Genomic DNA, 23,535 nt, shown 5'->3' with positions numbered 1-23,535 from the left:
CCTGGCCCGAGCTCCAGGTGCTTGACAGGCCTGCAACGACCGCGTCCCGGTCGTGTAGGAGTCCGTCGGCGAATTGCCGCAGGTGGGGCAGGTCGTTCTGCCTGACCTGCTCGATCCACGCAAGCAAAGGCGCCGCCGTTTTAGGCGGACTGGCCAATGAGGACAAGATCGCAGTGAGGTGGATCCGCCTCCCGGACCGACGCCCCCGCTGACTGGCCCTACCTCTGATCTTGGCCAGTGCCCCCGCCTTCAGGCGGGGGGTGTAGGCCATCTCAGGATTGCTCTGACTTACAGGTCAGTACGGGCGTTGTTGCTGCTCGATGTACTGACGGACGATTGTTATCGGTGCTTCGCCGCAGGACCCGGCGAAGTAGGAGCGGGACCAGAACCGGCCGTGCATGATGGCCTGGTTGACATGCCCGGTGTACTCCTGGCGGAGCCTGCGGGAGCTGACGCCCTTCAAGCTGTTGACCAGCTTGGAGAGGGCGACCTTCGGCGGGTCGTGCACCAGAAGGTGCACATGGTCACGCTCGCCGTTGAACTCTTTCAGTTCTGCCTCGAAGTCCGTACAGATGTCGCGCATGATCTCCTCGCAGCGCGTCAGCATCTCGGACGTGAAGACTCCGGCGGTACTTCGTGACGAACACCAAGTGCACGTGGAGTTTATAGACGAGTGCGCGCCGCGCCTGATATCGGATGCCGCTTTCCATCGTGGTGACATACACCCATGATGATCAGCGCAACGACCAACGACCCGATGGAGGTGTGGACTTGAAGCGCCGGCGTGGACGCAAGGCCCGGCTCGACCTCACCCCCGTCCAGTTGTGGAAGATCGAGGACCAGGGCCACGCCGCCCGTGCGATGTGGAACCGGCTTCACGACGTGTGGACTCAAGACGTATATGCGGGCCTGGTCGAACTGCTGGGAGGGGCGTGCGGAGGAACCGAACTTCAAGTCCCGGTTCCGCACCCGCGCCTCCATCGACATTCCCCAGGGCCGCGACCTGCTCATCAAGTGCATCAACCGCCGTTGGGGTCAAGTGTGGGTGCCGATGGTTGGACTGGTCCGCTTCCGCTGGACCAAAGACCTCCCCGGTGCACCAAGAGCAGCCCCGCCGGTCGCGTCACCGGGGCCCGTCTGGTCAAGGACGCGCACGGCTGGCACATCGTGTTCCGCACCGAGCTGATCATGGACGAGTCGAAGCTCTACATGGGTCCCGGCGTCGGCATCACCCGTCCCATGGCCCTCTCAGACGGATCGTTCCGAGACCACGACGAGTGGCTGAGGCCGAAGGTAGCCGAACGGCTGCGCCGTCTGGAGCGCGCCCGCGAACGACAGCAGTCTCACCGCAAGCCGGGCGAGAAAACCTCGAACCGGCTGCACCGCACCAGCCGCCTGATCGCCGGGTGCCGCGCAAGAGCCAAGCGCCGCACCCTCGACTGGGAGCACAAGACGACCACCGGCATCGCCGACATGTTCGGCATCGTCGGAGTCGAACCACTCAAGATCACGAACATGGTCAAGTCGGCTAAAGGCACCGTTGAGCAGCCAGGCAAGAACGTCCGACAGAAAGCCGGACTCAACCGCTCGATCAGCGGTGAGGCATGGGGGCGCACGGTCACCCTGCTTGAGTACAAGCTCGCCGACCGGGGCGGCATCCTGGTCAAGGTCCACGCCCCGAACACCTCGCGCCGCTGCCACGCCTGCGGGTTCATCACCCCCGGCAACCGCGAGACTCAGGCCGTGTTCGTATGCAAGAACGAGACCTGCGGATGGTCCGACAACGCCGACACCAATGGCTCGTTCAACATCGAGATAGCCACCAAGCACCAAGCGCCCCAGGAAATCGCCGGTGTCAGGACGTGGAGCCTTAGCCAGTGGGCAGGCCGTGAAGCGTCAACCACCCTTCCAGTCGCACTCTGACACGGATGGGATTCTGCCCCGTTTACGGGGCAGAGGATTTCAAGACGCCCCGAGGCCCGGCGGTGAGGGCGTCGAGCTGTCGTCCGAGTATCTGTCCGCCAGTCGATGCTCAAGTCGCCTATCGACCCTGCTCGGTGATCATCTTGAGCATGGCCTGGGCTGTGTTGTTTTCGGAGTCGATCCCCTGGACCACCTCGGTGCCTTCAAAAGTGACGGCCTCGGTGCTGCGGGCGAACATGGCCTGCTCGTACGCGGTGAGCGCCGCCTCGATGTCGTCGGGGTACGCGGCGAGGGACTTGCCGAGTTCGGCCCCGTCGAGCATGGCCAGGTTGGCGCCTTCGCCGTTCGGGGCTGCGAGGTGGGCGGCGTCACCGAGCAGGGTCACCCCCGGCACCCGGTCCCACCGGTGCTTGGACGGCAAAGCGTAGTGAGGGCGCAGAACAGGCGTGATGTCGGCGTCCGTGATCAGCGCGGTGAGCTCCGGTGCCCAGCCGTCGAACTCCCGCGCGATCCGCGCGGCCGCGGCGGAGGCATCGGTGAAATCGATGGCGGCAAACCAGTCCTGCGGCCTGGACAATGCCACGTAGGCGTGCAGGGTGTCACCGCTTTCCCGGTGAGCGAAGATCTCCTTGCCCGGCGAGGGCGCGATCATCGACCCGCCGCCAACAACCTTCGCGGAGCCGGTGTGCCGGGTGTCGGCGTCGAACAGGTAGGTCTCGACGAATGACGTGCCAACGTACTCGGGTGTGGGGTCGGAGAGCAGCGGCCGGACCCGCGACCACGCGCCGTCCGCGCCGACCAGCAGGCTGGTGACGACGGTGCTGCTGTCGGCGAACGTCACCTCATGACGGCCCTCGCCGAGGGCACGGGTGCCGCTGACCTTGTGCCCCCACCGGACGGTGTCGGCCGGGAGCGAGTCGAGCAGGATCCGTCGCAGCTTCCCGCGCTGCACCTCGGGGCGTCCGCCCGTGCCGTCGTCGGCTATCTCGTGCAGGACGGTCCCGTCCTGCTCGACGAGTCGTATCGTCTGGCGGCCCTCGATGACGATGGCGTGGAACTCGTCCATCAGGCCGGCTGCCTTGAGGGCTAGCTGCCCGTTGTAGTCGTGGATGTCGAGCATCCCGCCCTGCGTGCGCGCCGTCGGGGAGGACTCGGCCTCGTAGACCGTGACTGGGATTCCGTGGACGTGCAGGACGCGGGCCAGCGTGAGTCCGCCGAGTCCGGCGCCGATGATCGTGACGGGGGTGTGCATGGTGGCTCCTCGGGGTCGGGACCGCCCAGTGATCTCCGGCGGACGTCTCTGGAAAGGTGCCAGGCCCCGCCCACAAGCCGCCGACATCGCACCGACAGCCCCCAATAGATGACCGACACCCACCCGGAACGGCGTTCAGCTCGGCGTCCGGATCGATCGTGCTCATGCCCGCGTTCTCGCGTCGCTCCCCGCGGCGTAGTCGTCGGTAATCCCTGTCTGGGCTGCTCGTTGTTCTGGGCATGGGACGGGGTGACCGCACGCCGTGGACAAGGCGCTCTCGCGGACCCTGCCAGGCGACACCGGTGTGATCGACCCGGTGCCGCGCAGCGCGGTGTGGCCCGCCGCGGGGTACCGCGCGGCGGGCCACTACCTGACGATGACGACGTGCACGCCCGAGTTCAGCTCGAAGTACCGGCTGGTGGCGTGGGGGCGGTTGGCCGCCGTAAGGCCCCGGTGAGTAAAGGGGTGCGGGGTACGACGCCGGCCCAGCGGGACTACTCGAGCCCGAGCTTCTCGCACTCGGCCTGGACCTTGGGGACGCAGATCTGCTCCACCGTGTAGAGGCCGTCAGTGACGACGGTCTCCTTGATGTTGTCCTTCGTCAGTGCGATGACGGGGATGCGCACGGTCGGGACGGACTTTTCGGTCGGGGTGTCCAGGTCCGTGTGCGCGGCGGCGCCGAGCGACATGTTCCTGGCCAGCAGGATGGCCATCTCCGCGGCGGCTGCTGCCTCCGGTGCGTACTGCTTGTAGACGGTCATGTACTGATCACCGGCAACGATGCGCTGCACGGCTGCCAGTTCGGCGTCCTGGCCGGTGACCGGCGGGAGGTCGGTGACACCGGCGGCCTTGAGCGCGGCGATGATGCCGCCTGCCATGCCGTCGTTGGCGGAGTAGACGCCGGTGATGGCGTTCTTGCCGAGGGAGGCGATCGCGGTCTCCATGTTCGCCTTGGCATTCTCCGGCTTCCAGTCCTTGGTGTCGTACTCGAGGCCGATGTCGGCCTTGCCGTCGAGTTCGGTGTGGGCGCCCTTCTTGAACATGGCGGCGTTCGGGTCGGTGAGGGCGCCGTTCATCATCACGACCTTGCCTGCCGCGGACCCGGGTCCCGAACCGGACCCGGCCTCGCCCTTGAGGGCCTTCAGCAGGGACTTGCCCTGGATGTGGCCGACCTGTTCGTTGTCGAAGGAGACATATCCGTCGATGGGGCCCTCGGCGAGGCGGTCGAAGGCGACGACCGGGATGTCGGCGTCGTCCGCCTTCTCTATCGCGCCGGCTATGGCCTTGGAGTCCACTGCGTCCACGATCAGCACGTCGACCTTGTCCGCGATCATGGATTCGAGCTGTTGCGTCTGCAGATGGGCGTCGTTCTTCGCGTTGGCGTAGCGGACCGTGCCCTTGCTGTTGGTGAGCAGCGCGATGCGTTCCTCGATGACCGGCTTGTCGAACTGCTCGTAGCGAGCGGCCTGGTTCTCTGGGAGTAGCAGACCAACAACGATGTCGTCACTCATCCTCACACCCGGTTCTTCGGTCGTCCCGCAACCGAAGAGGGACATGGCCATCGCGGGGGCGGCGGCTGCGACGGCGGCACGACGCAGAAGTGCGTTCATTGGTTGGATCCAAACTCCCTGGCAGGCCGCATCAATTACGGCCAAGGTGGCCGAAAGCCAACTATGTGGTTGGGGAAGCGTCAAGATGTGTCCGATTAACGTGACCGCAACGTGATTCTCCGTAATCAAGCGTTCAGGCACCTGTGATCGCAGGGGCCGGGAGCCGGGGCCCACGAGTCAGAAGCCAAGAGCAGGAGAGCAGTCCACGGGGGACGCGCGGGAACCACCCGAGGTGTGCTGGGCTGGTTGAGGGGGTGGTGCACGGGGTTGAGGACCCGCAGCGGGCCCTCAGGCCACTCGAAGGGCCGGCAGTTCGCCGCAGTCGTGGGTGTAGAGCCAGGCCGTGGCCTTCTCGTAGCAGAGACGAACCGCCACCGGCATCACCAGGTCGCGCATCCGCCGTGCAAGTGGGCCGGCCGTCTTGGCGTCGCGGTTGTCCGAGGCCGCCTTGACCATCTTGGCGATGCGGTCCGAGCGAACAGCCTCGTAAGCCGAGAGGGCGGCCGCCACCGAGGGCTCTGCGGCCAGTGACTGCGCCAGGACCAGTGCGTCCTCCAGGGCCATCGATGCGCCCTGACCGGCACCGACAGGGTGTCCGGCGTCGCCTAGCAGCGCGATGCGGTCGCTGTGGCGGACCGGGACCGCGTCGAGCCTGTGCATCAGGGTGGGGCGGTGCAGTTCGACGGTGGCCTCAAGGATCGCGGACGGCACCTGCTCGTGCCGGTAGAGCCCGGCCAGGCGGCGCAGCCATTCCTCGTCGGTGAGGGTGAGCTCCGGCTGTGCGGGGCAGGAGACCTGGGCCGACCACCAGACCTTGCCGCCGGGGGCGGCGAGGTGGATGAAGGCGCCGTTTTGGGCGAAAGTCATGTTGAAGATGCCGGGTTCGGTCTCGATGCCGCCGGCGATGCCCGAGACGCTGAAGAGGCCGGCGTACTCGGGGGTGGGCGCGTGCTGGTCGAGTAGCGACCGGGTGGCGGACCAGATGCCGTCCGCGCCGATGAGCAGCGACGCTTCCGCCATACGGCCGCTCGCGAAAACCGCCCGTACGCCTTTCTCGGTGGTGACCGCATCCACCAGGCGCTCACCTGTGGCGATGGCCGCCCCAGCCGCCAGCGCCTCCGCGCGCAGCACCTCGACCAGCGCGCCACGCATCAGGGTCACGCTGTGCAGCTCGTCGCCGCGCAGTCGGCCCCGTGGGACATCACCCAGCAGCTTGCCCGAGCTCGACCACATGCGCTGGCCCGGCACATCAATCCCGGCCCGCTGCACCTGCTCCAGTACGCCCAGGGAGCGCAGCACCCGCAGACCGTTGGACGCCAGGCTCAGGAACGAGCCCACCTGACCTGCCGGTTCGGCGTACGCCTCGTACACCGTGACCTCCACACCGAGCCGCCGCAGCGCTATCGCACTCGCCGCTCCAGCCACTCCGCCGCCGATGACGATGACGTTCATACACACGCCCCCTGAACCCATATTCACTGAATTTTAATTCATCGAACTTTGGTTCACTATGATGAAGGCCTGGCCATACGTCAAGCCCGAGAAGGAGCCCCACCTGATGGGCGTACGCAAGGAGAAGGCCGCCGAGACCGAGGCGGCACTGAAGGACGCAGCACGGCGGCTCTTCGCCGAGCGCGGCTATCTCGACACGAAGATCACCGACATCACCCGCGAGGCCGGACGTGCCACCGGCTCCTTCTACGCCCACTTCGCGGACAAGAACGCCCTGCTCCAGGCGCTGATGCAGGACCTGAACGCGCAGGCCGACACGGAGATCGGCGCGGACGGCCACCCGCCCGATCATGACCTGACGGACCCCGAGCAGCTGCGCGAGCATCTGGCCGTCACCTGGCGGGTGATCCGCGATCACCTGCCGGTGGTCGTAGCCCTGATGCAGACGACCTTCGCCAGCCCGCCCGGCGAAGGCCGCGCATGGGCGAACCTGACCGAGGAGACGAGCACCCTCCACGAGCACCTGGACTGGCTCCGCCAGCGCGGCCACCAACTCCCGGGCGACCCCGCGCTGATCGCCGCCGCCATGGGGGCGATGATCTCGATGCTTGGGTTCGCGGTCATCACCGCAGGGGAAGGCGGCCCTCAGGCCACCGACGAGGAGATCGTCGACACCCTCACTGCCCTACTGCTGCACGGCCTGGCGGGACCCGCGTCGGGCACGAGCTGACCAGCCGGCATGGGATTCACCCGGACGCTCACGGAGGACGGGACGCTCATCTGGACGCCCGCCTTGCACACCACCGCATCCGGGGGCGAAGCCCGGTTCAGAGCCCCTGGACGTGCTGGCGATCGAAATTGAGAAGGCTCCTGGACGCCGCAGCGGACCCCCGCGCTGATTCGCCGGGGTCCGCTGCCGTGCGGGACTTCGGGGCGGCTGATGTTCGACTACGGGGCGGGTTCGAAGTGGACGTCGGTGGTCGGGCACTGCTCGGCAAGATCGAGGAGCTCGGCCTGATCCTGCGGGTCGACGGTCAGGTCCCAGCGGAGCTTGGTTGCGGTCCAGCATCCATGTGCCGGGGTCCTGGTCAGACTTGCTGCGGTTCGATCGGGCGGTGACGCCGACCAGCGAGGTGGGGGCTCCCAGGTCGTTTGCGTATGCCTCGCGGCGCTGCGCGGTCCACGCTGATGCGCCGGAATCCCATGCTTCGGCGAGCGGCACCATGTGGTCGATGTCGATGTCGATGTCGATGTCGATGTCGGCGGGGCCCGACACCGTCGTCGCGTCGTAGTACGAGAACCAGGTGTCGCCGGACAGCTTGCACCCGGGGCCGATGGTCGGCGGCTCGACTGCCTCGGCAATCAGTACCTCGTTGCGGGTGTTGCAGCCGTCCGAAGGGTTCTGCCCGGCGTTCCAGTGGCGGAACTTGTCGCGCGTGTACCCCTCGCGGGATTCATCGGCGAGGTCGAGCTGGTCGACCGCGACGCTCAGCGGAAGCGTCTCGGCGGCGTGCGCCAGTGGGGAAGTGGTGAGGGGCAGGACGGCAAGCGCGGCAGCCGAGCGGCGCGCATCAGGTTCTTGATCACGAATGTAGGAATAGCGCTGATGAGCCGTCGCCGGGCCAAGACGCCAGGCTGCTCACTCGCCCGAGTGGTGCGGTTCACCACAGAAACGATGCTCCGCCAATCGGTCGAGGATGCGTTCAGCAATCAGTCGGCATCCGCGGGCAAGTCGAGGGTTCGCTGCGACCACCCGCCCCGGCCGAGCAGCCCCCAGCCCGTTTCAGGTGACGTCTCGCACGCCGCGCTTCGGTCGGCCGACGGGGAGCGGTCCCCGACCTGGGACCAGGGCTACGTCGTCGCGTTCGCGCCTCGTCCCGGACCCGGATCGCCACGCTGAACTCTCGGGAACGCCCGCGGCAGCCGGACTCAGTAGCTTTTCTGAACCCTGGTCCGAGTCGCCTCGGGCCCTGGGCTGCAATCACCTTGATGTCCCGCCGTGTAGGCCCGGGTGGGAAGGGCCTGGCTCGCCAGCCCCTGACCCTGCCCCGGATCGCGCAAGCCGCCTGACATACATAAACCAAGCGCGTGGCTGGCAACCCATCCCTGTCTCGGCAGGGAATCCCGGCCTTAGAACTCCTAACGTAATGCCCGGGTACACCTCACACGCTCTCGGCTCTTGGACCTGTCGCGTACGCCAGGGGCGGTGCGATCGCTCGTACGTCCGCCTGCTCCGCCACCCACAGTCCGATGAACAGTGCCGCGGTCGCCTCCAGCAGTCCGGCGCGTTCCAGCCCGCCCCCGGCCACCGGGGCGCAACCTACGTCCCGCACCAGTTCGTACACCCGCGTGAGTGCCGCCTCGTCATCCCCGCAGACCGGAACCACGAGGGGCTGGCTGTCGAAGACCGGCGGGGTCATCCGCCACACGTCCTCGTGACAGAGGTTGAACGCCTTGACGACCTGCGCACCCGGTGCCGCCGCGGCAAGGCGGCCCGCCGCCGAAAGGCCGCCTTCTGTCAGCAGCCGGAAGCCGGGCCCGACCGGATTGGCACAGTCGAGCAGGACCTTCCCGCTCAGCGCCGCCTGGAGCTCCTTGACGACGTCTGCCCCCGCGCCATATGGCAGCGCGGCCAGGACCACCTCGCCGAAGTCCGCCGCCTGCTGCAGACTCCCGTGGCCCGCACCTCCCCCGATGCACGTCGCGAGCCGCTGGGCCTTCAGTTCGTCCCGGCCTCCGACGAACACCTCGTGCCCGGCCCGCCCCCAGTGCGTGGCCAGTGCGTCCGCCATGTTCCCCGTTCCCAGCACGCCGATCTTCATCGATTCGCCCCTCTCCGCGCTTGTTCCAACCGCTTCCGGGACGACACTAGGAAATCCGTCAGGCACCATTTGGTACGTGACGACCGACGCTTATCTCGCCGACTGCCGCGCACGCCTCGCCTTCGACCTTCTCTCCAACACCTGGAACGCGGTGCTGATCTGGGTCCTGCGGGACGGTCCCATGCGCCCTGGCGAACTCCGCGAGCGCATCGGCGGCATCAGCCCCAAGGTCTTGACCGAGACGCTGCGGCGGCTGGAGTTCAACGGTCTGGTGGAACGACACGCCTATGCCGAAGCGCCGCCCCGTGTCGAGTACGAACTCACCGCTTTGGGAAGGACGCTGCTCGGCCCGATCGACGCATTCGGCGCCTGGGCCTTCGAGCACGGCGATGAGGTCATGGCTGCCCAGGACCGAAACGGCGGGTGAGTTCAGCCTGCGACCTCCACTCCAGCACACGTGGCACGCCTTCATGCAACGAGTTCAAGCGCCGCCAGCAGATCAGCGCGCACCCAGACTGAGGAAGGCTTCGTGGATGTCGTCGCGGACCTCCCAGCGGATCCGCAGGCGGCGGAACCAGTGCAGGTGGGCGAACGCGCGCTCGACGACCCATCGTTGGCTGCCCAGCCCCAGACCAGGCGCCGGTATTCGTCGTGGTCGTAGCCGCGGTCGCCAAGCACCACCTCCGGGCGACGACGAGGCCGGCCGCGCTTGCCCCGGACGGGCGGCACCGCTGCCCGCGACCGGCAGCGTGATCGGTATCGACCTCGGTATTGCCTCGTTCCTCACCGACTCCAACGGCGTACACATCCCCAACCCGCGCCACGGGCGCCGGGCCGCCGCGAAACTAGAGGCGGCGCAGCAGGCCCTGAGCCGATTCCCTTCGCCGCAAGGACAAGAACCGCACCCGCAACCATCAGCGGGCGGTGGAGAGGGTCGCGGCCCTGCATGGCAAGGTGCGACGTCAACGGCTCGACATCGCGCACAAGACCGCACTCGGCCTGGTGCGTGAGCACGACTTCATCGCGCACGAAGACCTCAAGATCCGCAACATGAGCAAAGCCCCCGCACCCAAGCCCGACCCCGGGACCTTGGGCAGCTTCCTGCCCAACGGGGCTGCGGCCAAAGCGGGTCTCAACCGTTCGATCGCTGATGCCGGTTGGGGGGTGTTCCTCGCGATCCTGAACGCAAAGGCTGAGAGCGCCGGACGGGAAGTGATGGCCGTGGACCCCCGCAATACATCCCGCGAGTGCCCCGAGTGTGGGCACACCGCGAAGGAGAACCGGCCCACACAGGAGAAGTTCCACTGCCTCTGGTGCGGCCACCGGGCACACGCTGACACGGTCGGGGCGCTCAACGTTTTACGGGCCGGGCTGGCCCGTCGCCACGCCAACCAGGCATAGCGAGAAGCCCCGCCTTCAGGGCGGGGAGGAGTCACGGAAACGGTCACAGGCGGACGATGACCAGGGCGATGTCATCCCAGCTACCGCTGGTGACGCCCAAGTGAGCCACCAGCGCATCGGCGAGTTGTTCTACGGGGAGGGTGCAGTACTGGGCGAGGGCGTCGGTCAGCCGGGCCAGGCCGGCATCGATGTCTTCGCCGCGGCGTTCGATGAGGCCGTCGGTGTAGAGCACGAGGGTGTCCCCCCGGGTGTAGGACAGGCCGGCCTGGGGGCGGGGGACATGTTCCGGTCGGACGCCCAACGGCGGGTCTGTGGCCTGGTCCAGCAGCTGCCAGCTGCCGTCTGGACGGAGCAGTACCGGCGGTGGGTGGCCGGCGTTGCTGTAAATGATCAGCCGGCTGCGCGGGTCGATGAGCACTTTGGCCACGGTGGTGGCCAGTGCGCCGTCGACCGCCCGGGCGTACAGGCCCAGTACCTCCAGGGCCTGTGCGGGGCTGGGAACGGCCCGGATGGCTGCGCTCAGGGCGCTGCGCAGCATGCCCATGACGGCGGCGGCCTGCAGGCCGTGGCCGACGACGTCCCCAATAGCGATGGCGTAGCGGTCGGGCGGCAGATCGACCACGTCGTACCAGTCGCCGCACACGTTGAGTGATCCGCCGGCAGGCAGATACCGCACGGCGATGTCCCGGTGCCTGTCCAAGTCGGGCGAGCGGAGCATGACCTCCTGCAGGGTGACGGCGATTTCACGTTCGCGGGCATGCGCCTGGCGCAGCTGCTCGTTCAGCTGTTCCAGATCACGCGACCGGGCATACACCTGGGCCGCGATCCCTGTTGCCTGCTTGCTCAGCGGCTGGGTGAGCTCATGGATGACGGGGGAATGCATGAACTCGGTGACGTCGTCGGCCCGCGCGATGATCCATTTCACCGTGCCGTCCGGCCCCAGGACGGGGCTGGACATCCCGCACCACCATCGCTCCTCGACCTCGCTGGGCCGGCCGGCGACGGGAATGTCGAATCGCTTCGGTGCCACTACATCGGGCTCGCGGGAGTCCAGTACGCGCTGGAGTGAGGCGCCGAAGTCACGCGCCGCGTCCGGCGCGGCAGGCGTGTCCGGGAATGCCTCCAGGATGGACCCCCCGATCAATTCCTCGCGTGTCCTGCCGGTGACCTGGAGGTAGGCCCGGTTGGCATAGCGGATCACCAGGTCGGCGTCCAGCACCAGGTACGAGTTCGGCGCGGCGTCGAACAGCTCCTCGAAATCGATCTCCGCTGTCGTCACGCGCGTGCCCTGCCGATCTTTACGAGCGCGACCGCTTTCATCTCCAACCTACGAGGTATCCGCCAGGTGCGCCCGCCGGACGACTGCCGGCCGCCAGCTCAGTGCGCGTCGCGGTTGATGCGGCGGCGCTGTAGCTGTTTCTGAACGGGGGCGAGACTGAGTGCTGGGAAATCTCTTGCCCTTGCGCGGAGAGCGACCAGAATCAGCGCGTGCAGATTGTGTCGTTCCCTGAAGAAGCCACTCCGTTCGAGCTGCGTGTACAGGTGCGGGAACTCCAGGAGCAGGCGTGGCCGTCTCCGCCTGGGTCGGTTGCTCCTCCCGACGCTCCGGCCCACGATCCTGTGCTGCGGCCGTTGTCGATGCTGCTTGTGGACGACGGGACGCTGCTGGCTGCGCTGGACATCTTGTCCAAGGAGATCGTCCATGCAGGTGGGTGCTTTGCGGCCGGTGGGCTCAGCACGGTGGTGACGCGGCGGGAGGCCCGTGGCCGCGGGCATGGCCGACACCTGGTGGCGGCGGCCCGGGAGACGATGGTCGCGCGGAAGCTGGACCTGGGGTTGTTCACCTGCGACAGCCCGCTGCAGGCGTTCTATGAGAGTGCGGGCTGGCGCGTTCTTCCCGGTGCGGTGCTGATCGGTGGGACGACGCAGGATCCGTTCCCCAGCGACCAGCCCGGCTTCGACAAGGTCACCATGGCCGACTTCTTCTCGCCCGAGGCCCGGCAGGCCGAGGCGTCATTCCGCGACAGCCGCATAGAGCTGTATCCGGGAGAGATCGACAAGCTCTGGTGACCCGGGAGGAGTCAGGCGTCTTGCAGAACCCGTGCAAGGGGGACGGGCAGGCCGTTGACGCTCTTGGTTGCCCGGGTGATGTGCCGGGTCATCAGGGTGATCGCGGCCCAGGTGATCAGGGTCTCGGAGTGCTGGACGAGCCGTTCGTAGTCACGGGCATGGCGGCGGGCGTGCATGATCCAGGCCAGCGAGCGTTCGACGACCCAACGGCGGGGCAGGACGACGAACCCGGAGGTGTCCTTCGGGCGGCTGATGGTCTTGATCGTGAGGTTGAGGTGCTGTTTGTTCGGCGGAGTCTTCGCCGCGATCACCTACCTCACGCCGATGATGACCGGCGTCGCCTGCTTCTCCGCTGGGTCCATCACCTGGCTGCTGGTCGACGACCCACCTGGCCATGACCGCCTTGGCGAGGGTGCCCTTGTCCCGCTGCACCGGTTGGCGAGGTAGTTGGAGGTCGTCCCGGCGGGAACAGCGGCCTGGACGTCCACCAAACGGAACGTCAGGCCGCGGGCGGCCGTCCCTGGCAGTACCTCAATAGCCGCATGTAGGAGGTCGCCCTGCGCTCGGGGGTTCTTGCACACATTGACACCACTCTAATCGCAGTACTACGTTCATACCACTACGAACAGAGTGCTACGAAAGAGTTGTCTGGATGCGGAAGCTCGTTTACTACGTCGGAGTCTCCCTCGACGGCTACATCGCAGGCCCTGATGGGGAATTCGACTTCTACCCCGTGGGCGACGAGCGGCAGGCCGCCGACTACGCCGCGTGGGTCAACGCGCGCTACCCGGAGACCGTCCCCACCTCCATACGCGGCCACGTCGGCCTCGCGGATATCCCGAACCTTCGCTTCGACACGGTGATCATGGGCCATGGCACCTATCGCCCGGCGCTCAAGCTCGGCATGACCAGCCCGTATGCGCACCTGCGTCAGTACGTGGTGTCGAGCACACTCACCTCCAGCCCCGATCCTGCCGTCACCCTGGTCAGAGGCGACCCGCTCGCACTGATCCGGAGTCTCAAGAACGACGACGGCCAGGACATCTGGCTCTGCGGCGGAGGGCGGCTCGCGGGCTCACTGCTTCCCGAAATCGATGAACTGATCATCAAGAGCTACCCCGTAGCCGCGGGATCCGGAATCGCGGTCTTCGACGGAGACTTCAACCCCACTCTCTTCACGGTAACCGGCCGCAAGGTGTTCACGAACGACGTCACGATGACGTGGTTCACCCGGCGTTGACCGCCTAGGGGCGAACGAGGCCCTGACCTCCAGCGCGCAGAAAACTGACACTCGGGCGCGAGACCCCCAGGCCAGCTCCCAAGCGATCTGCACCAGCGCCTCCGGGGCGAGGGATCGCGGGTCGTACCCGGCCCCGTGCATGTTCTTGCCGACCGCGCGTACTCCTCCCGCCAGATCCGCGAGTACCTGCGCTGTCGGCAAACTCCGCACACCGTCCCGGAGAAGCGTGACCAGGCCGGACACCGCCGGCGTCGAGGTGCGACCGGTGGCCGGCCGCCTGGTTTCGACCGCGAGATGTACAAGCGCCGGCACAATCTCGAGTGCCGGATCGGGCCTTCTCAAGCAGGCGAGAGGCGTCGCAACCAGGTACGACTGTGAGGATGGTCGGGTGCCGCCCCCGGCGGTGGTCTGGCCCGAGGTACGACTGGCGCTGATGCCTTGAGTTTGATCTGCCGACCACCGCCCGAGGCGGTGCGTGCTGCCGCCGGACCGGTGGGCGTGTCCCGATAGGGGCCTTCGCGACGCGCACCGTCACAGTCCTGACCGCCTCACCGGCCCGGCGCCGGCCACGAGTCCCCCAGGCGTTCAGGAGACAGACGACCGTGCCCAGCATGACCCGGCAAGCCCCTCCGCTGCACGACACGACCGGCCACCCAGAGGACACCGTGCTGGGCGTGGACACCCACAAGGATGTGCACGTCGCTGCGGTGATCACTTCTACCGGAGCCATGCTTGACACTCGTAGCTTCCCGACCACGCGAGAGGGATACCGACAACTCCTTTCCTGGGCACGGGCCTTCGGGATCCTGAAGCGGGCTGGAGTCGAGTGCACCGGCTCCTACGGCGCCGCGCTGACCCGCTACCTTCAGAGCGAAGGCATCGCGGTCACCGAGGTCAACCAGCCGGACAAGGCCTTGCGGCGCCGACGAGGAAAGACCGACGCGATCGACGCGGCGGCCGCCGCCCAAGCAGTGCTCTCAGGCCGCGCCACCGCCACCGCCAAGACCACCGACGGTCCGGTGGAGACGGTCCGGATGTTCAAGATGGCCAAGAGCTCCGCGGTCAAGTCACGCTCGCAAGCGATCAACCAGCTCAAGGCCGTCCTGGTCTCCGCAGACCCCGCACTTCGTGAATCTCTGGCAGGCCTCAGCAACCCCAAACTCATCCGTCGATGCTCCGAGCTGGAGACCGCAACCGGGGCCACCCCGGCCATGGCCGCACGCCACACCCTGCGGCTGCTGGCCAGCCGGATCCGTCACCTCACCGAGGAGATCAACGACCTCACCGCACGGATCACCTCAGCGATCACCTCCTACGCGCCGAAGCTCCTGGACTGCTACGGCGTCGGCCCTGACACCGCGGCCGCACTGCTGATAGCAGCCGGCGACAACCCGGACCGGATGGGCGGCGAGGGTTCCTTCGCCGCCCTCTGTGGCGTCAGCCCGGTGGAGGCATCATCCGGCAAGACTCAGCGTCGCAGGCTCAACCGAGGCGGTGACCGACAAGCCAACTCCGCCCTCTACACCATCCGCTGCCTCAAACGCTACGTCGCCCGCGAGATCTACCAACTCATCACCGTGGCCAGGAAGCCCACTCCTGCACCAGCGTCAGCCGATTGACATCCATAGGGGCATCAACCTCGGCGGCAAGCACCTGGCCGGATCCCGCAGGAACCATTTCCGGCAGGTTGTCCCGCCACTCTGCCGCCACCACGAACAACGTTTTCCCCGCGGGACCGCCGAGCGCGCAGGCGAACCCGCCGCGGTCCAACTCGATCGTTTGCAGCACAAGGCCGCCCTCGGCGACTCGCACGCACCGCTTGCTGGGCACGTCCGCGTACCAGACGGCATTCTCGGCGTCGACGCAGATGCCGTCCGGGGTGCCGTCGCCGAGGTCGGCCCACACCCGACGACGAGACAACCCACCGTCGGGATCCATGTCGAAGGCCGCGAGGCTGTGGCCGTAGGATTCGGCGACGATGAGGGTGGAGTTGTCGGCGGCCACCGCCATACCGTTCGGGAAGGCAAGTCCGTCCGCTACCCGCCGGATCGAGACGTCCGGGGTAACCAGGCTGACGAAGCCGGGTGCGTACGCTTCGCCGGCCATCATGTCGAAGCCGATGCTGTCGACGTAGACGTTGCCCCGGCCGTCCACGACGATGTCGTTCCAGCCCGATTTTCCGAGGTCGGCATGGGTCACAAGTGTCCCGTCCGGCTCCCGGCGCAGCAGCAGCCCGTCGGTCGACGAGACGATCAGCAGCTGGCCGTCCGGCTGCCAGGCGGTACACAGCGGAAGCGACTCCACCCGAGCGATGACCTCACTCCGACCGGCAAGATCCACCGCGATCACCTCGTGCGCGGACCAATCGGAGAAGTAGAGCCGGTCACCGTGCCACCGCGGCGACTCCACCAGGCCCCGCCCCGCCAGCAATGTCCGAACCTCGGACTCCCGCGTCCCAGTCATCCTCACCACATCCTCTTCTCGACCTGGTGCGCGCGTTCATCCAGGAGGCGTGAGCCGACGTTACCGAGTCGGGTGGGAGCCGACCCGCCGGGGCCGCGAGCCCCGACGGGTTCCCGCTCACTTCTCCTTGAAGACGATCTCCCTGGCCGGGCGGGTCATCTTCACGGTGTTGTCGGCGGTGACCTCGACGATGTGGTGGAGACCTCTGTGGAGCGTCTCGGACTCCGGGAGGAGGCGGTACTCGTCGTCCGTGGCCCCGGCCAGGAAGGCGCGGAAGCAGGCCAGTGACGAGTCGGTGCCCATGAAGTCCAGGTAGTCCTTCAGGCGGCGGAACAGCTTCGGAAGGATCACCGCGCCGGTCGTGTCGTCCGTGAGCGAGGTCATTCCGGCGACCTTCGCCCCGTCGAGGGTCTTGTCGACCTTCCACACGCCCTTCGCGGACGCCCTCGCCTTCTCCGAGGCGTCGGTGAGGAGCTCGCGCAGGTACTCGGGCAGGCCCGAGTAGAAGGTCGGGTAGGCCAGGCCGAGCAGGAGCAGGCGGTGGTTGGCGGTCCGCTTCAGTAGGTCGTCGTCGACGCCGGTCCAGTAGCCGCTGTACACGGGCGGGGTGCCCTTGCCGACGAAGGCCACGCAGCGGCCGAAGGCGTCGGCGCCCCGGGTGAGGATCCAGCCGGGCACGCTGTCCGGCGTGGTGGCGACGGTCTCGTCGTCGTCCCGGAGGACGGTGTCGAAGCCGAGGAACTTCAGCAGCTCGTCCGCGGCCTCGTGGGCGAGGCCCCGCGGCTGGTGCTCCACGTGCTGCTTCTCGCCGTAGTGGGTCTCCAGGGCATCGATTCCTTCGAGCCGGATGCTCGCGCGGCCGTCGGCCTTGGGCACGATCTGCCCGTCCCCGGGTACGAGCTTCCAGTCGGCCACGTTGTCCGGGATGAACGGGAGGGTGTCGCCATCCGGTTTGGCGCCCCCCTCCACCTTGAACTTTCCTCTGATCAGCAGCATGGACATGGCGGCTCCCAGTATCACCGTAGGTGTTCACCGGTTACGCACAGTAAACATTCGGGCGGTCGTCGAGGTCATTTCGCGCCCGTCGGGCCGGGGAGTGTCAGCAGCAGGCCGGGGAGTTGGGCGGATGCTGTCGCTCCGCGTCGGCTGCGGGCCTCCTCAGCCGGCGGTGAGCGCGGGGAGGGCGCACGTCCGTGAGCGGTGGCAGCAGCACCGTGGTGGCCCACTCCGACCGTTAGGGCCGACGCCTGACATCGACGGGTCGCGCGGAGCCGGATGCGTTCCCGGTGAACGCCCAGGCACCCAGCTGGAGTTGGCTGTAGCCCGACGCCGGCGCAGGCGGTCTGCCCGCTACTGACGTAGTTCGAGGGAAATTTGCGCGGACAGCGCGCGGAGGAAGCCGGGCGCGTCGAAGATCGCGCCGGCGGAGGCGACACCGACCGTCCTGGTCTGTCCCGTGAGGACACGGTGGACCGCTTCCACCGCGAGCGGTGCGCTGACGGCGTAGATGTCCTGGCCGCTCGCTACGGCGCGCCGTTCCTCGCCGCCGGAGCGCACGACGACGTCGACGAGGAAGGTCTGTGCGGACCGCCCATGCTCGTCGACCGCAGTCGGTGCCGGTGTGTCCGGAGTTGCCAGGTCCTTGGCCGCCTCGACTGTCATGTAGGTGCACACCTCGGGGATGGCCAGGTGGCTGGGGACGGTGACGACGTCGGCCATGGTGAACTCGCCGATCACGGACCGGACCCCCATCGGGTCGGGGAAGGTCCACTTCAGCGTCGGCGGAGCGTCATCGCGGTACTCCAGGCGCCCGTTGCCGAACACGACGCGTTGGCCGTCCCTGCGCTGCCGGGAGACCGTGCCCGCGGTGCGTGTCCCGGCGGTGGGGTGCCAACTGCTCAACCCGTACGCGATATGCGCCTCGTCGGCCGAGGTCCAGTCGCCCATCGCCGCGGTGACCAGCAGGTCGCCGAGGCCGCCGAAGAAGGCCATCGCGGGGATCACCACGGTGCCCGCGGCGGCGGCGCGCTCCGCGAAGTGCGTGAACGTGTCGAGATTGGCCTCGATCTCGGCGGCCACGTCCACATACGGGATCCCGGCGCGCAGTGCCGCCTCGATCACCGGGGCGGCGGTCGAGGCGAAGGGCCCGGCGCAGTTGATCACGGCTGCCGCGCCGGCCAGCGCGCGGTCGAGTGAGGCCGGGTCATCGACCGTGGCCGGCCGGGCGTCGAGCCCCGGCTGGGATGCCGCGAGAACCCGCAGCTTGTCCGCGTCGCGTCCGGACAGAATCGGGACGAAGCCTCGGTCCCGCAACTCCTCCACCACAAAGCGCCCGGTGTGCCCGTAGGCGCCGAACACCACGACCGTCTGACCCGATCCCATGACTTCTCCTGCAGTTCTCAGCACTCGAATGTTCAACTGCGTACATCCTGGCGGCGGCGGACGATCAACGCGAGTGTCTGGAACGACATGGCACGTACAATTTCGGACATGGGTACTCTCGCGCTGGCCGTCACCGACGGAATGCTGCACTTCGAACTGTCCCTGGCGTACGAGGTGTTCGGCGCCGACCTGTCCGGTGTGGCCGACCCCTGGTACAACTTGACCGTCTGCGGGCCGGGCGCCGTGCAGGTCGACCGGTTCCGGCTGGAGCCCGACTGCGGGCTCGACCAACTCCAGCGCGCCGACACCGTGATTGTCCCTGGGTGGGCCGATGTCGATGAGGACCCGCCCGCCGACCTGGTCGACGCGGTGCGCGCGGCCCACGAGGCAGGCGCGCGGGTGGCCTCCCTGTGCACGGGTGCGTTCGTGCTGGCCGCCGCCGGCTTGCTGGACGGCCGGCGCGCGACCACGCACTGGGCGCACACCGAGGTCCTGGCCGCCCGCTACCCCCGGGTGGAGGTCGATCCGGACGTGCTCTACGTGGACAACGGCAGTGTGCTCACCTCCGCCGGCAAGGCCGCCGCGATGGATCTGTGCCTGCACCTGGTCCGCCTCGACCACGGCTCGGCGATCGCCAACACGGTCGCCCGCCGCCTGGTCGTGCCCCCGCACCGGGCCGGCGGCCAGGCCCAGTTCGTCACCGCCCCGGTGCCCGCCCAGGACAACCACCCGCTCACCGAGTTGTTCCCCTGGGTGATCGAACGGCTCGACCATCCGCTGACCGTGGAGGACCTGGCCCGCAAGGCACGGATGAGCTCGCGCAACCTGGGCCGCCACTTCAGGGCGGCGACCGGCACCACCCCGCTGCAATGGTTGCTGACTCAACGGATCCGCCGCGCCCAGGAGTTGCTCGAGGCCACCGACGACAGTGTCGACGCCATCGCGGCAGCTACCGGCATGGGCACCGCCACGACGCTGCGCCGACACTTCAACCGCACTGTCGGCGTGCCTCCGGACACCTACCGCCGCACCTTCCGCTCGCGGTCCCGCCACGGCCCGAACTACAGCCGGCAACACCAGCGACACTGAGTCAGGGGGAGCGGGATCAGCGCAACTACGGGCGAACGATCAGACAGTCGTCGTCTCACTTTCCTGTCCCATGGGCCGGCCAGGGGACACCGTGAGCGAGCAAGGGACACCGTGAGCGAGCACGGGACACCGGGAAAGCGAACCGTGGCCGCTTTCAAGAAACTCCCCACCCCCTGCTCAGGGGGTGGACAGACCTGCTCATCCTGATTCCTCAGCCGCACCAGGCCGAGGCGAGGCGGAACCACGCAGCTCTGACGTCCCCTGACCGCGAGGCGCACCTTCGGGAACCCAATGCCCCCATGCCCCCTCTCAGATCTCCCGGAAGATCAGAGCTGCGCCCAGGGCTGCTTTGGCCGGAACGAAAATCTCCCCTCGGGCCGTCTCGCGTACGGGCAGCCCGTTCTCTGCAAGCAGCGCACGCACCCGAGCGATGTCAGGGACGGCAACTGTGCAGGCGACAAGCGCCGGGAGCGCGGGCGCAAGCTCATCCGGCAGCAGATCCGGGAGGTCGGCCTCGGCCACGAGGGTAACCGGCCCCTCTGCGGAGATCGGCCGGCCCATATACCGCTGGTACCGCTCATGAACCAGGGGGAGTTGTCCGTCAGGTACGCACAGCACCGCCTCGACGAGGTCCTGGGCGCCGTTGGGATGGTCGAGGTGACGGGTGTGCTGGAATTCCGGGTCCAAGTCGGCAACGACGCCGACCCGGCCTTCCGGCGCACCGTCGATCTCCAGGTACCGGACGGGTTCCGTGCGCACGCCGTTGGGGGTCTCGACCGGTCGGCCGACGGTGTTCACCCCTCCGTGTTCGACACCGGCAGCGGTGAGCCGGGTTCCCGTGCCGTCGACGTCCGGCGAGGAGAACATCAGGATGTGGAGCCCTTCGAAGCGATCACGCCATCCGGCAAGCTGGGCGCTGGTCGCATCGATCCGCGACAGGACCAGGGGGAGCTTCTCCGGAGGTGCCTGGAGTGGAACGATCCGCGCGTCGGGTGGCACGCCCTCCCTATTGCCGGGCTTCACCGGGGTCACCAACTCGACGAAGTTCCGGGAGAGGTCGGCGTGGGTGTTCGCTGCCCCGAAGGGCTCTGGCGCGGCACCCTCACGGGGTGCCAGCGCCGGCACGCTGGGCGGCGGAACGCGAAATCCGAGTCGCTGGTAGAGCGCGATGGCCTGTGTCATGTCGCTGACAATGTGGCCGACGTGATGTAAGCGTGTGATGTCGTGAGGCATGACCTCACCGTAGGCCCACACACAGGAAGCTCGCAGAGCGGACCAGGGCAAGGCGATCCCCCGGATCGGACACGAAGGCACGGGCGGTTTGCTGCCTGTGACGCCGAAGGAGCCGTTGGCGGAGGAGACACTTCCGTCCCTGTGCCGACGGACGAAGCTGGTCCTCATTGCCCGAGGCAAACGACTGGGGAACGAAGAGCGACACTGGCCGTTTTCAGGGCTCTGGCCGCAGTTCCGTGATGGGAAACGGCTCCGTTCCAGTCGGGCATTCGGCAGGTACTCGCGTTTCTGGCTCTGTCCGTTGTTCAGGCGCTCCTCTGGAACCTCGACGACACGCGCGTTTTTGGGTTCATCAGCGGTGGGTTGCGAGCCGATCCCTAGAGTGCACGAACCATAGAGAATCAAGGGAGCCGCTGGCGGCTGCCTTCGGCCGACTGTGTGCAAGGGGGCGCTGGGAATGTGGTCCGTCGTCGTGGGCGTGATCGGTGCTCTGCTCGGAGTTTTTATCGGCGATGCCCTCCAGGGCAAGCAGGCATCGCGTAACCGCGAGTGGCAGCGAGAAGACTCGCACAACGATGTGAAGCGAAATGCCTACTCTGAGTATTTGCGGTCGATCAGCGCCAGCTATGGACAAGCGGAGTCTCGCCAACGGAACCGTTCGGAGGATGGTCGGCTCCATGCTGCCACGGCTGAGATCGAAGTTCTGGCTGGTAGGGATGTGTCTGTGCCAGCTCGGGACCTCGTGAAAAGGGTAATCAAGGCACACTCAATGATCGCTGAGGGCGCCAGTGATGAGGAGGCAGGGGTGCCCGAGGTTGATCGCGGTCGATACGAAGTGATTGACCTGTTCAAGGCCGACCTCGGTCTCAACACACGTCCTTAGCCTCATCGGCTGTTGCATGCCTGGGTGAGGATGCGAGTGCGGAGGAGGGTGAATGAGGCTCGGCCGTACATTGCTCTCTTGAGTGTTTTGACTCTGTTGACGTGGCCTTCGACGACGCCGGAGCTCCAGGTGAGGGTGAGGCCGGCGGTGACAGCGTCAAGGTCCTGGCGGAGGAAGCCGGCGAAGCCGCTCATTGGTTTCGGGGCGTTTGCTCGGCTTGTTGTATCCATTCGAGTAGGAAGGATCCGCGGCGGTTGCGGGCGAGGTCGCAGGCCCGGGTGATGTCGGGGCAGGCGAGCCGGACTTCCAGCAGTCGCTCCTCCTGCTGGTCGGTGAGGGCCTCACGAGGTCGCGTGATCCAGCCGGTGATCTTCCGGGGGCTGGGGACGTCGGCCCGCACTGGTTCGGCGTTGCCGGCGCGGAGGGCGGCGAGGTGCTTGCGGACGACCTGGCGGCTGCCGCGGTATCCACGTTCTCGGATTTCGAGGAAGAGGCGGCTGCCGCTGACCTGGCCGAGACTCTCGATGAACCGGGTGTTCAAATACGGCTTGAACGGCTCCAGTACTCCGGCTGGGTGGCGTTCGTTTGCCGAGGCCAAGAGTTGGTCGAGGTCGGTGTCACGGAAGCGCCGGACAGTCTTACGGTCGAGATTGAGCCGGCGGGCGATGGCACTGACGGTCCAGCCTGCAGCGACGAGCTCCTGGACGTCGGCGTAGCGGCGCCGAGTCCGTTCGATGATCGGCGTTCGCGGCAGCTCGTGCAGCGGGAGCTGCATGAGCGACGGTGCCTGCGGGATGCGGCCGGTCTCTTCGTCGGCACGTTTGCGCAGGCAGGCGCGGTGCTGGTGGCGGGTCTTCTCCACCGAGGCCGCGAGGTTCTGGAGCAGGTGCCAACGGTCCGCAACTTCGAGGGCGTGTGGTGCGGCTTCTTTGACCGCGCGGGTGTAGGCGGTGGCCCGGTCGCGGCAGATGATCTCGGCGCCGGGATGGTCGCGCAGCCAGGTGGCGAAGGTCTCCGAGGTGCGGTCGGGCAGGACGTCGACGACCCGGCTGGCTTCCACATCAACGAGGAGGGTTCCGTAGGTGCGGCCCTTACGGAAGGCGAACTCGTCGACACCGAGGACTCGCGGGGCCCGCTCCGGCACTGGTGGTGATTCCAGCAGTTCAAGGAGTCGGCTGCGGCCCACCGGGAGAGACATCTTGCGGCACAGCCGTTCGCCGGGGCGGCCACCGAGCTCGACCGCAACCGCGTGAAGCCACTGCTTCAAACCGAGGCTGGAGCGTCGATAGCGTTCACTCAGCCCGCTGACCTGCTCGACAAAGGTCCGCCGCCGACATGATGAGCGGTCACAGAAGAACCGCCGCACCCGCAGCCTGACCTGCAACCTCTTCCCCGTCAGTGGCCGCTCTGCCAGACCGCGTTCATACGACGAGTGCACACGGCGGGCACGAACTCGGCAACCGGGACACCGCGGTGCCGGCCCGCATGCCACCGCCACCACGACCAGAGTCTCCGCGGTGAAGTCCACCCGCTCCAACCGCACATCGACTTCCGGGAACAGTACATCTTCCAGCGAACAGACCCCCACAACCGAGAGATCCCCTGACGAAACGTTCCCGCACGCACCTCGCCGACCTGGCGATTCACGAAACTCCGGTCAGAGCCCTGAAAACGGCCAGCGATGCTCTTCGCTGCCCAGGCCGTTGCCTTGGTCA

At 67.4% G+C, this 23,535-nt stretch carries 20 protein-coding genes and 5 pseudogenes; 10 read left to right on the top strand and 15 right to left on the bottom strand.

Annotation, left to right across the window (positions count from 1 at the left end; translation table 11 throughout):
* Positions 1-295: 295 nt before the first annotated feature.
* Positions 296-721, bottom strand: a pseudogene (gene tnpA, locus J7I98_RS30735) (IS200/IS605 family transposase).
* Between the two features lie 320 nt (positions 722-1,041).
* On the opposite strand from tnpA, the gene J7I98_RS41540 reads away from it, so the two are divergent.
* Entirely contained in the window at positions 1,042-1,923 is an 882-nt protein-coding gene (locus tag J7I98_RS41540; protein ID WP_308378001.1) for a transposase, read from the top strand.
* Positions 1,924-2,041: 118 nt separating this feature from the next.
* Here the strand turns inward: J7I98_RS41540 and J7I98_RS30725 are convergent, their stop codons facing one another.
* Complete coding sequence (locus J7I98_RS30725; RefSeq protein ID WP_214928314.1) at positions 2,042-3,175, bottom strand: NAD(P)/FAD-dependent oxidoreductase; 1,134 nt, start codon at positions 3,173-3,175, stop codon at positions 2,042-2,044.
* A gap of 262 nt (positions 3,176-3,437) precedes the next feature.
* Between J7I98_RS30725 and J7I98_RS30720 the strand changes: the two genes are divergently transcribed.
* Positions 3,438-3,632, top strand: coding sequence for a hypothetical protein (locus J7I98_RS30720; protein ID WP_214928313.1), 195 nt, complete (start codon positions 3,438-3,440; stop codon positions 3,630-3,632).
* Positions 3,633-3,669: 37 nt separating this feature from the next.
* Here the strand turns inward: J7I98_RS30720 and J7I98_RS30715 are convergent, their stop codons facing one another.
* Complete coding sequence (locus J7I98_RS30715; RefSeq protein WP_214928312.1) at positions 3,670-4,785, bottom strand: sugar ABC transporter substrate-binding protein; 1,116 nt, start codon at positions 4,783-4,785, stop codon at positions 3,670-3,672.
* A gap of 288 nt (positions 4,786-5,073) precedes the next feature.
* Positions 5,074-6,237: an FAD-dependent oxidoreductase gene (locus J7I98_RS30710; protein ID WP_214928311.1), complete on the bottom strand. Its 1,164-nt coding sequence runs from the start codon at positions 6,235-6,237 to the stop codon at positions 5,074-5,076.
* Between the two features lie 61 nt (positions 6,238-6,298).
* On the opposite strand from J7I98_RS30710, the gene J7I98_RS30705 reads away from it, so the two are divergent.
* Complete coding sequence (locus tag J7I98_RS30705) at positions 6,299-6,967, top strand: TetR/AcrR family transcriptional regulator (RefSeq protein WP_251021458.1); 669 nt, start codon at positions 6,299-6,301, stop codon at positions 6,965-6,967.
* A 218-nt stretch (positions 6,968-7,185) separates the two neighbouring features.
* On the opposite strand, the pseudogene J7I98_RS30700 reads toward J7I98_RS30705, so the two are convergent.
* A pseudogene (locus J7I98_RS30700) lies at positions 7,186-7,828 on the bottom strand (DUF1524 domain-containing protein).
* Positions 7,829-8,399: 571 nt separating this feature from the next.
* Positions 8,400-9,059: an NADPH-dependent F420 reductase gene (locus tag J7I98_RS30695; protein ID WP_214928310.1), complete on the bottom strand. Its 660-nt coding sequence runs from the start codon at positions 9,057-9,059 to the stop codon at positions 8,400-8,402.
* A 76-nt stretch (positions 9,060-9,135) separates the two neighbouring features.
* Between J7I98_RS30695 and J7I98_RS30690 the strand changes: the two genes are divergently transcribed.
* Positions 9,136-9,486, top strand: coding sequence for a helix-turn-helix domain-containing protein (locus J7I98_RS30690; RefSeq protein ID WP_214928309.1), 351 nt, complete (start codon positions 9,136-9,138; stop codon positions 9,484-9,486).
* A 49-nt stretch (positions 9,487-9,535) separates the two neighbouring features.
* Here the strand turns inward: J7I98_RS30690 and J7I98_RS41535 are convergent.
* Positions 9,536-9,791, bottom strand: a pseudogene (locus tag J7I98_RS41535) (IS5/IS1182 family transposase); the annotation flags it as partial.
* Here J7I98_RS41535 and J7I98_RS30685 point away from each other — a divergent pair.
* Positions 9,788-10,460 (top strand): annotated as a pseudogene (locus tag J7I98_RS30685) (RNA-guided endonuclease InsQ/TnpB family protein); the annotation flags it as partial. The pseudogenes J7I98_RS41535 and J7I98_RS30685 sit on opposite strands and share 4 nt — an antisense overlap.
* 43 nt (positions 10,461-10,503) lie before the next feature.
* On the opposite strand, the gene J7I98_RS30680 reads toward J7I98_RS30685, so the two are convergent.
* The gene (locus tag J7I98_RS30680) at positions 10,504-11,739 is read right to left on the bottom strand and encodes a PP2C family protein-serine/threonine phosphatase (RefSeq protein WP_214928308.1); all 1,236 of its coding nucleotides are present in this window, start codon (positions 11,737-11,739) and stop codon (positions 10,504-10,506) included.
* Positions 11,740-11,948: 209 nt separating this feature from the next.
* On the opposite strand from J7I98_RS30680, the gene J7I98_RS30675 reads away from it, so the two are divergent.
* Entirely contained in the window at positions 11,949-12,530 is a 582-nt protein-coding gene (locus J7I98_RS30675; protein WP_214928307.1) for a GNAT family N-acetyltransferase, read from the top strand.
* Between the two features lie 71 nt (positions 12,531-12,601).
* On the opposite strand, the pseudogene J7I98_RS30670 reads toward J7I98_RS30675, so the two are convergent.
* Positions 12,602-12,814, bottom strand: a pseudogene (locus J7I98_RS30670) (transposase); the annotation flags it as partial.
* A gap of 368 nt (positions 12,815-13,182) precedes the next feature.
* Here J7I98_RS30670 and J7I98_RS30665 point away from each other — a divergent pair.
* Both J7I98_RS30665 and J7I98_RS30660 read left to right on the top strand, forming a co-directional pair.
* The gene (locus J7I98_RS30665; RefSeq protein ID WP_214928306.1) at positions 13,183-13,770 is read left to right on the top strand and encodes a dihydrofolate reductase family protein; all 588 of its coding nucleotides are present in this window, start codon (positions 13,183-13,185) and stop codon (positions 13,768-13,770) included.
* Positions 13,771-14,381: 611 nt separating this feature from the next.
* Positions 14,382-15,389, top strand: a complete 1,008-nt coding sequence (locus J7I98_RS30660) for an IS110 family transposase (RefSeq protein ID WP_214928305.1) — start codon at positions 14,382-14,384, stop codon at positions 15,387-15,389.
* On the opposite strand, the gene J7I98_RS30655 is transcribed toward J7I98_RS30660, so the two are convergent.
* The 3 genes from J7I98_RS30655 to J7I98_RS30645 all read right to left on the bottom strand — a co-directional run bounded on the left by J7I98_RS30655 (position 15,343) and on the right by J7I98_RS30645 (position 18,615).
* Positions 15,343-16,233 (bottom strand): SMP-30/gluconolactonase/LRE family protein, encoded by an 891-nt coding sequence (locus J7I98_RS30655; protein WP_214928304.1) that lies wholly within the window; start codon positions 16,231-16,233, stop codon positions 15,343-15,345. The genes J7I98_RS30660 and J7I98_RS30655 overlap by 47 nt on opposite strands.
* 117 nt (positions 16,234-16,350) lie before the next feature.
* Positions 16,351-17,235: a thermonuclease family protein gene (locus J7I98_RS30650; RefSeq protein ID WP_214928303.1), complete on the bottom strand. Its 885-nt coding sequence runs from the start codon at positions 17,233-17,235 to the stop codon at positions 16,351-16,353.
* 348 nt (positions 17,236-17,583) lie between these two features.
* Positions 17,584-18,615 (bottom strand): trans-acting enoyl reductase family protein, encoded by a 1,032-nt coding sequence (locus J7I98_RS30645; RefSeq protein ID WP_214928302.1) that lies wholly within the window; start codon positions 18,613-18,615, stop codon positions 17,584-17,586.
* Between the two features lie 108 nt (positions 18,616-18,723).
* On the opposite strand from J7I98_RS30645, the gene J7I98_RS30640 reads away from it, so the two are divergent.
* Positions 18,724-19,704, top strand: a complete 981-nt coding sequence (locus J7I98_RS30640) for a helix-turn-helix domain-containing protein (protein WP_214928301.1) — start codon at positions 18,724-18,726, stop codon at positions 19,702-19,704.
* Positions 19,705-20,013: 309 nt separating this feature from the next.
* Here J7I98_RS30640 and J7I98_RS30635 read toward each other — a convergent pair whose 3' ends face one another.
* The gene (locus tag J7I98_RS30635; protein WP_251021457.1) at positions 20,014-20,937 is read right to left on the bottom strand and encodes a VOC family protein; all 924 of its coding nucleotides are present in this window, start codon (positions 20,935-20,937) and stop codon (positions 20,014-20,016) included.
* Between the two features lie 457 nt (positions 20,938-21,394).
* On the opposite strand from J7I98_RS30635, the gene J7I98_RS30630 reads away from it, so the two are divergent.
* Entirely contained in the window at positions 21,395-21,820 is a 426-nt protein-coding gene (locus J7I98_RS30630; protein WP_214928300.1) for a hypothetical protein, read from the top strand.
* A gap of 2 nt (positions 21,821-21,822) precedes the next feature.
* Here J7I98_RS30630 and J7I98_RS30625 read toward each other — a convergent pair whose 3' ends face one another.
* Positions 21,823-22,014: a transposase gene (locus tag J7I98_RS30625; RefSeq protein ID WP_214928299.1), complete on the bottom strand. Its 192-nt coding sequence runs from the start codon at positions 22,012-22,014 to the stop codon at positions 21,823-21,825.
* Positions 22,011-23,312, bottom strand: coding sequence for an ISL3 family transposase (locus tag J7I98_RS30620; RefSeq protein WP_308378003.1), 1,302 nt, complete (start codon positions 23,310-23,312; stop codon positions 22,011-22,013). Before J7I98_RS30620 ends, J7I98_RS30625 begins: the two co-directional genes overlap by 4 nt.
* Between the last annotated feature and the right edge of the window lie 223 nt (positions 23,313-23,535).

The sequence above is a fragment of the Streptomyces sp. ISL-98 genome (assembly GCF_018614055.1).
Lineage (GTDB): Bacteria > Actinomycetota > Actinomycetes > Streptomycetales > Streptomycetaceae > Streptomyces > Streptomyces spiramyceticus.
Note: the sequence above shows the minus strand (reverse complement) of the source record. Positions and strands in the feature narration are given on the sequence as shown.

What these genes read in the sequence shown, in the direction of transcription:
- J7I98_RS30635 (WP_251021457.1), bottom strand. Translation starts at nt 20,937, where the DNA reads ATGCCTCACGACATCACACGCTTACATCACGTCGGCCACATTGTCAGC.
- J7I98_RS30630 (WP_214928300.1), top strand. Translation starts at nt 21,395, where the DNA reads ATGTGGTCCGTCGTCGTGGGCGTGATCGGTGCTCTGCTCGGAGTTTTT.
- J7I98_RS30705 (WP_251021458.1), top strand. Translation starts at nt 6,299, where the DNA reads ATGAAGGCCTGGCCATACGTCAAGCCCGAGAAGGAGCCCCACCTGATG.
- J7I98_RS30665 (WP_214928306.1), top strand. Translation starts at nt 13,183, where the DNA reads ATGCGGAAGCTCGTTTACTACGTCGGAGTCTCCCTCGACGGCTACATC.
- J7I98_RS30710 (WP_214928311.1), bottom strand. Translation starts at nt 6,237, where the DNA reads ATGAACGTCATCGTCATCGGCGGCGGAGTGGCTGGAGCGGCGAGTGCG.
- J7I98_RS30725 (WP_214928314.1), bottom strand. Translation starts at nt 3,175, where the DNA reads ATGCACACCCCCGTCACGATCATCGGCGCCGGACTCGGCGGACTCACG.
- J7I98_RS30715 (WP_214928312.1), bottom strand. Translation starts at nt 4,785, where the DNA reads ATGAACGCACTTCTGCGTCGTGCCGCCGTCGCAGCCGCCGCCCCCGCG.
- J7I98_RS30645 (WP_214928302.1), bottom strand. Translation starts at nt 18,615, where the DNA reads ATGGGATCGGGTCAGACGGTCGTGGTGTTCGGCGCCTACGGGCACACC.
- J7I98_RS30625 (WP_214928299.1), bottom strand. Translation starts at nt 22,014, where the DNA reads ATGAGCGGCTTCGCCGGCTTCCTCCGCCAGGACCTTGACGCTGTCACC.
- J7I98_RS30640 (WP_214928301.1), top strand. Translation starts at nt 18,724, where the DNA reads ATGGGTACTCTCGCGCTGGCCGTCACCGACGGAATGCTGCACTTCGAA.
- J7I98_RS30695 (WP_214928310.1), bottom strand. Translation starts at nt 9,059, where the DNA reads ATGAAGATCGGCGTGCTGGGAACGGGGAACATGGCGGACGCACTGGCC.
- J7I98_RS30650 (WP_214928303.1), bottom strand. Translation starts at nt 17,235, where the DNA reads ATGTCCATGCTGCTGATCAGAGGAAAGTTCAAGGTGGAGGGGGGCGCC.
- J7I98_RS30660 (WP_214928305.1), top strand. Translation starts at nt 14,382, where the DNA reads ATGACCCGGCAAGCCCCTCCGCTGCACGACACGACCGGCCACCCAGAG.
- J7I98_RS30655 (WP_214928304.1), bottom strand. Translation starts at nt 16,233, where the DNA reads ATGACTGGGACGCGGGAGTCCGAGGTTCGGACATTGCTGGCGGGGCGG.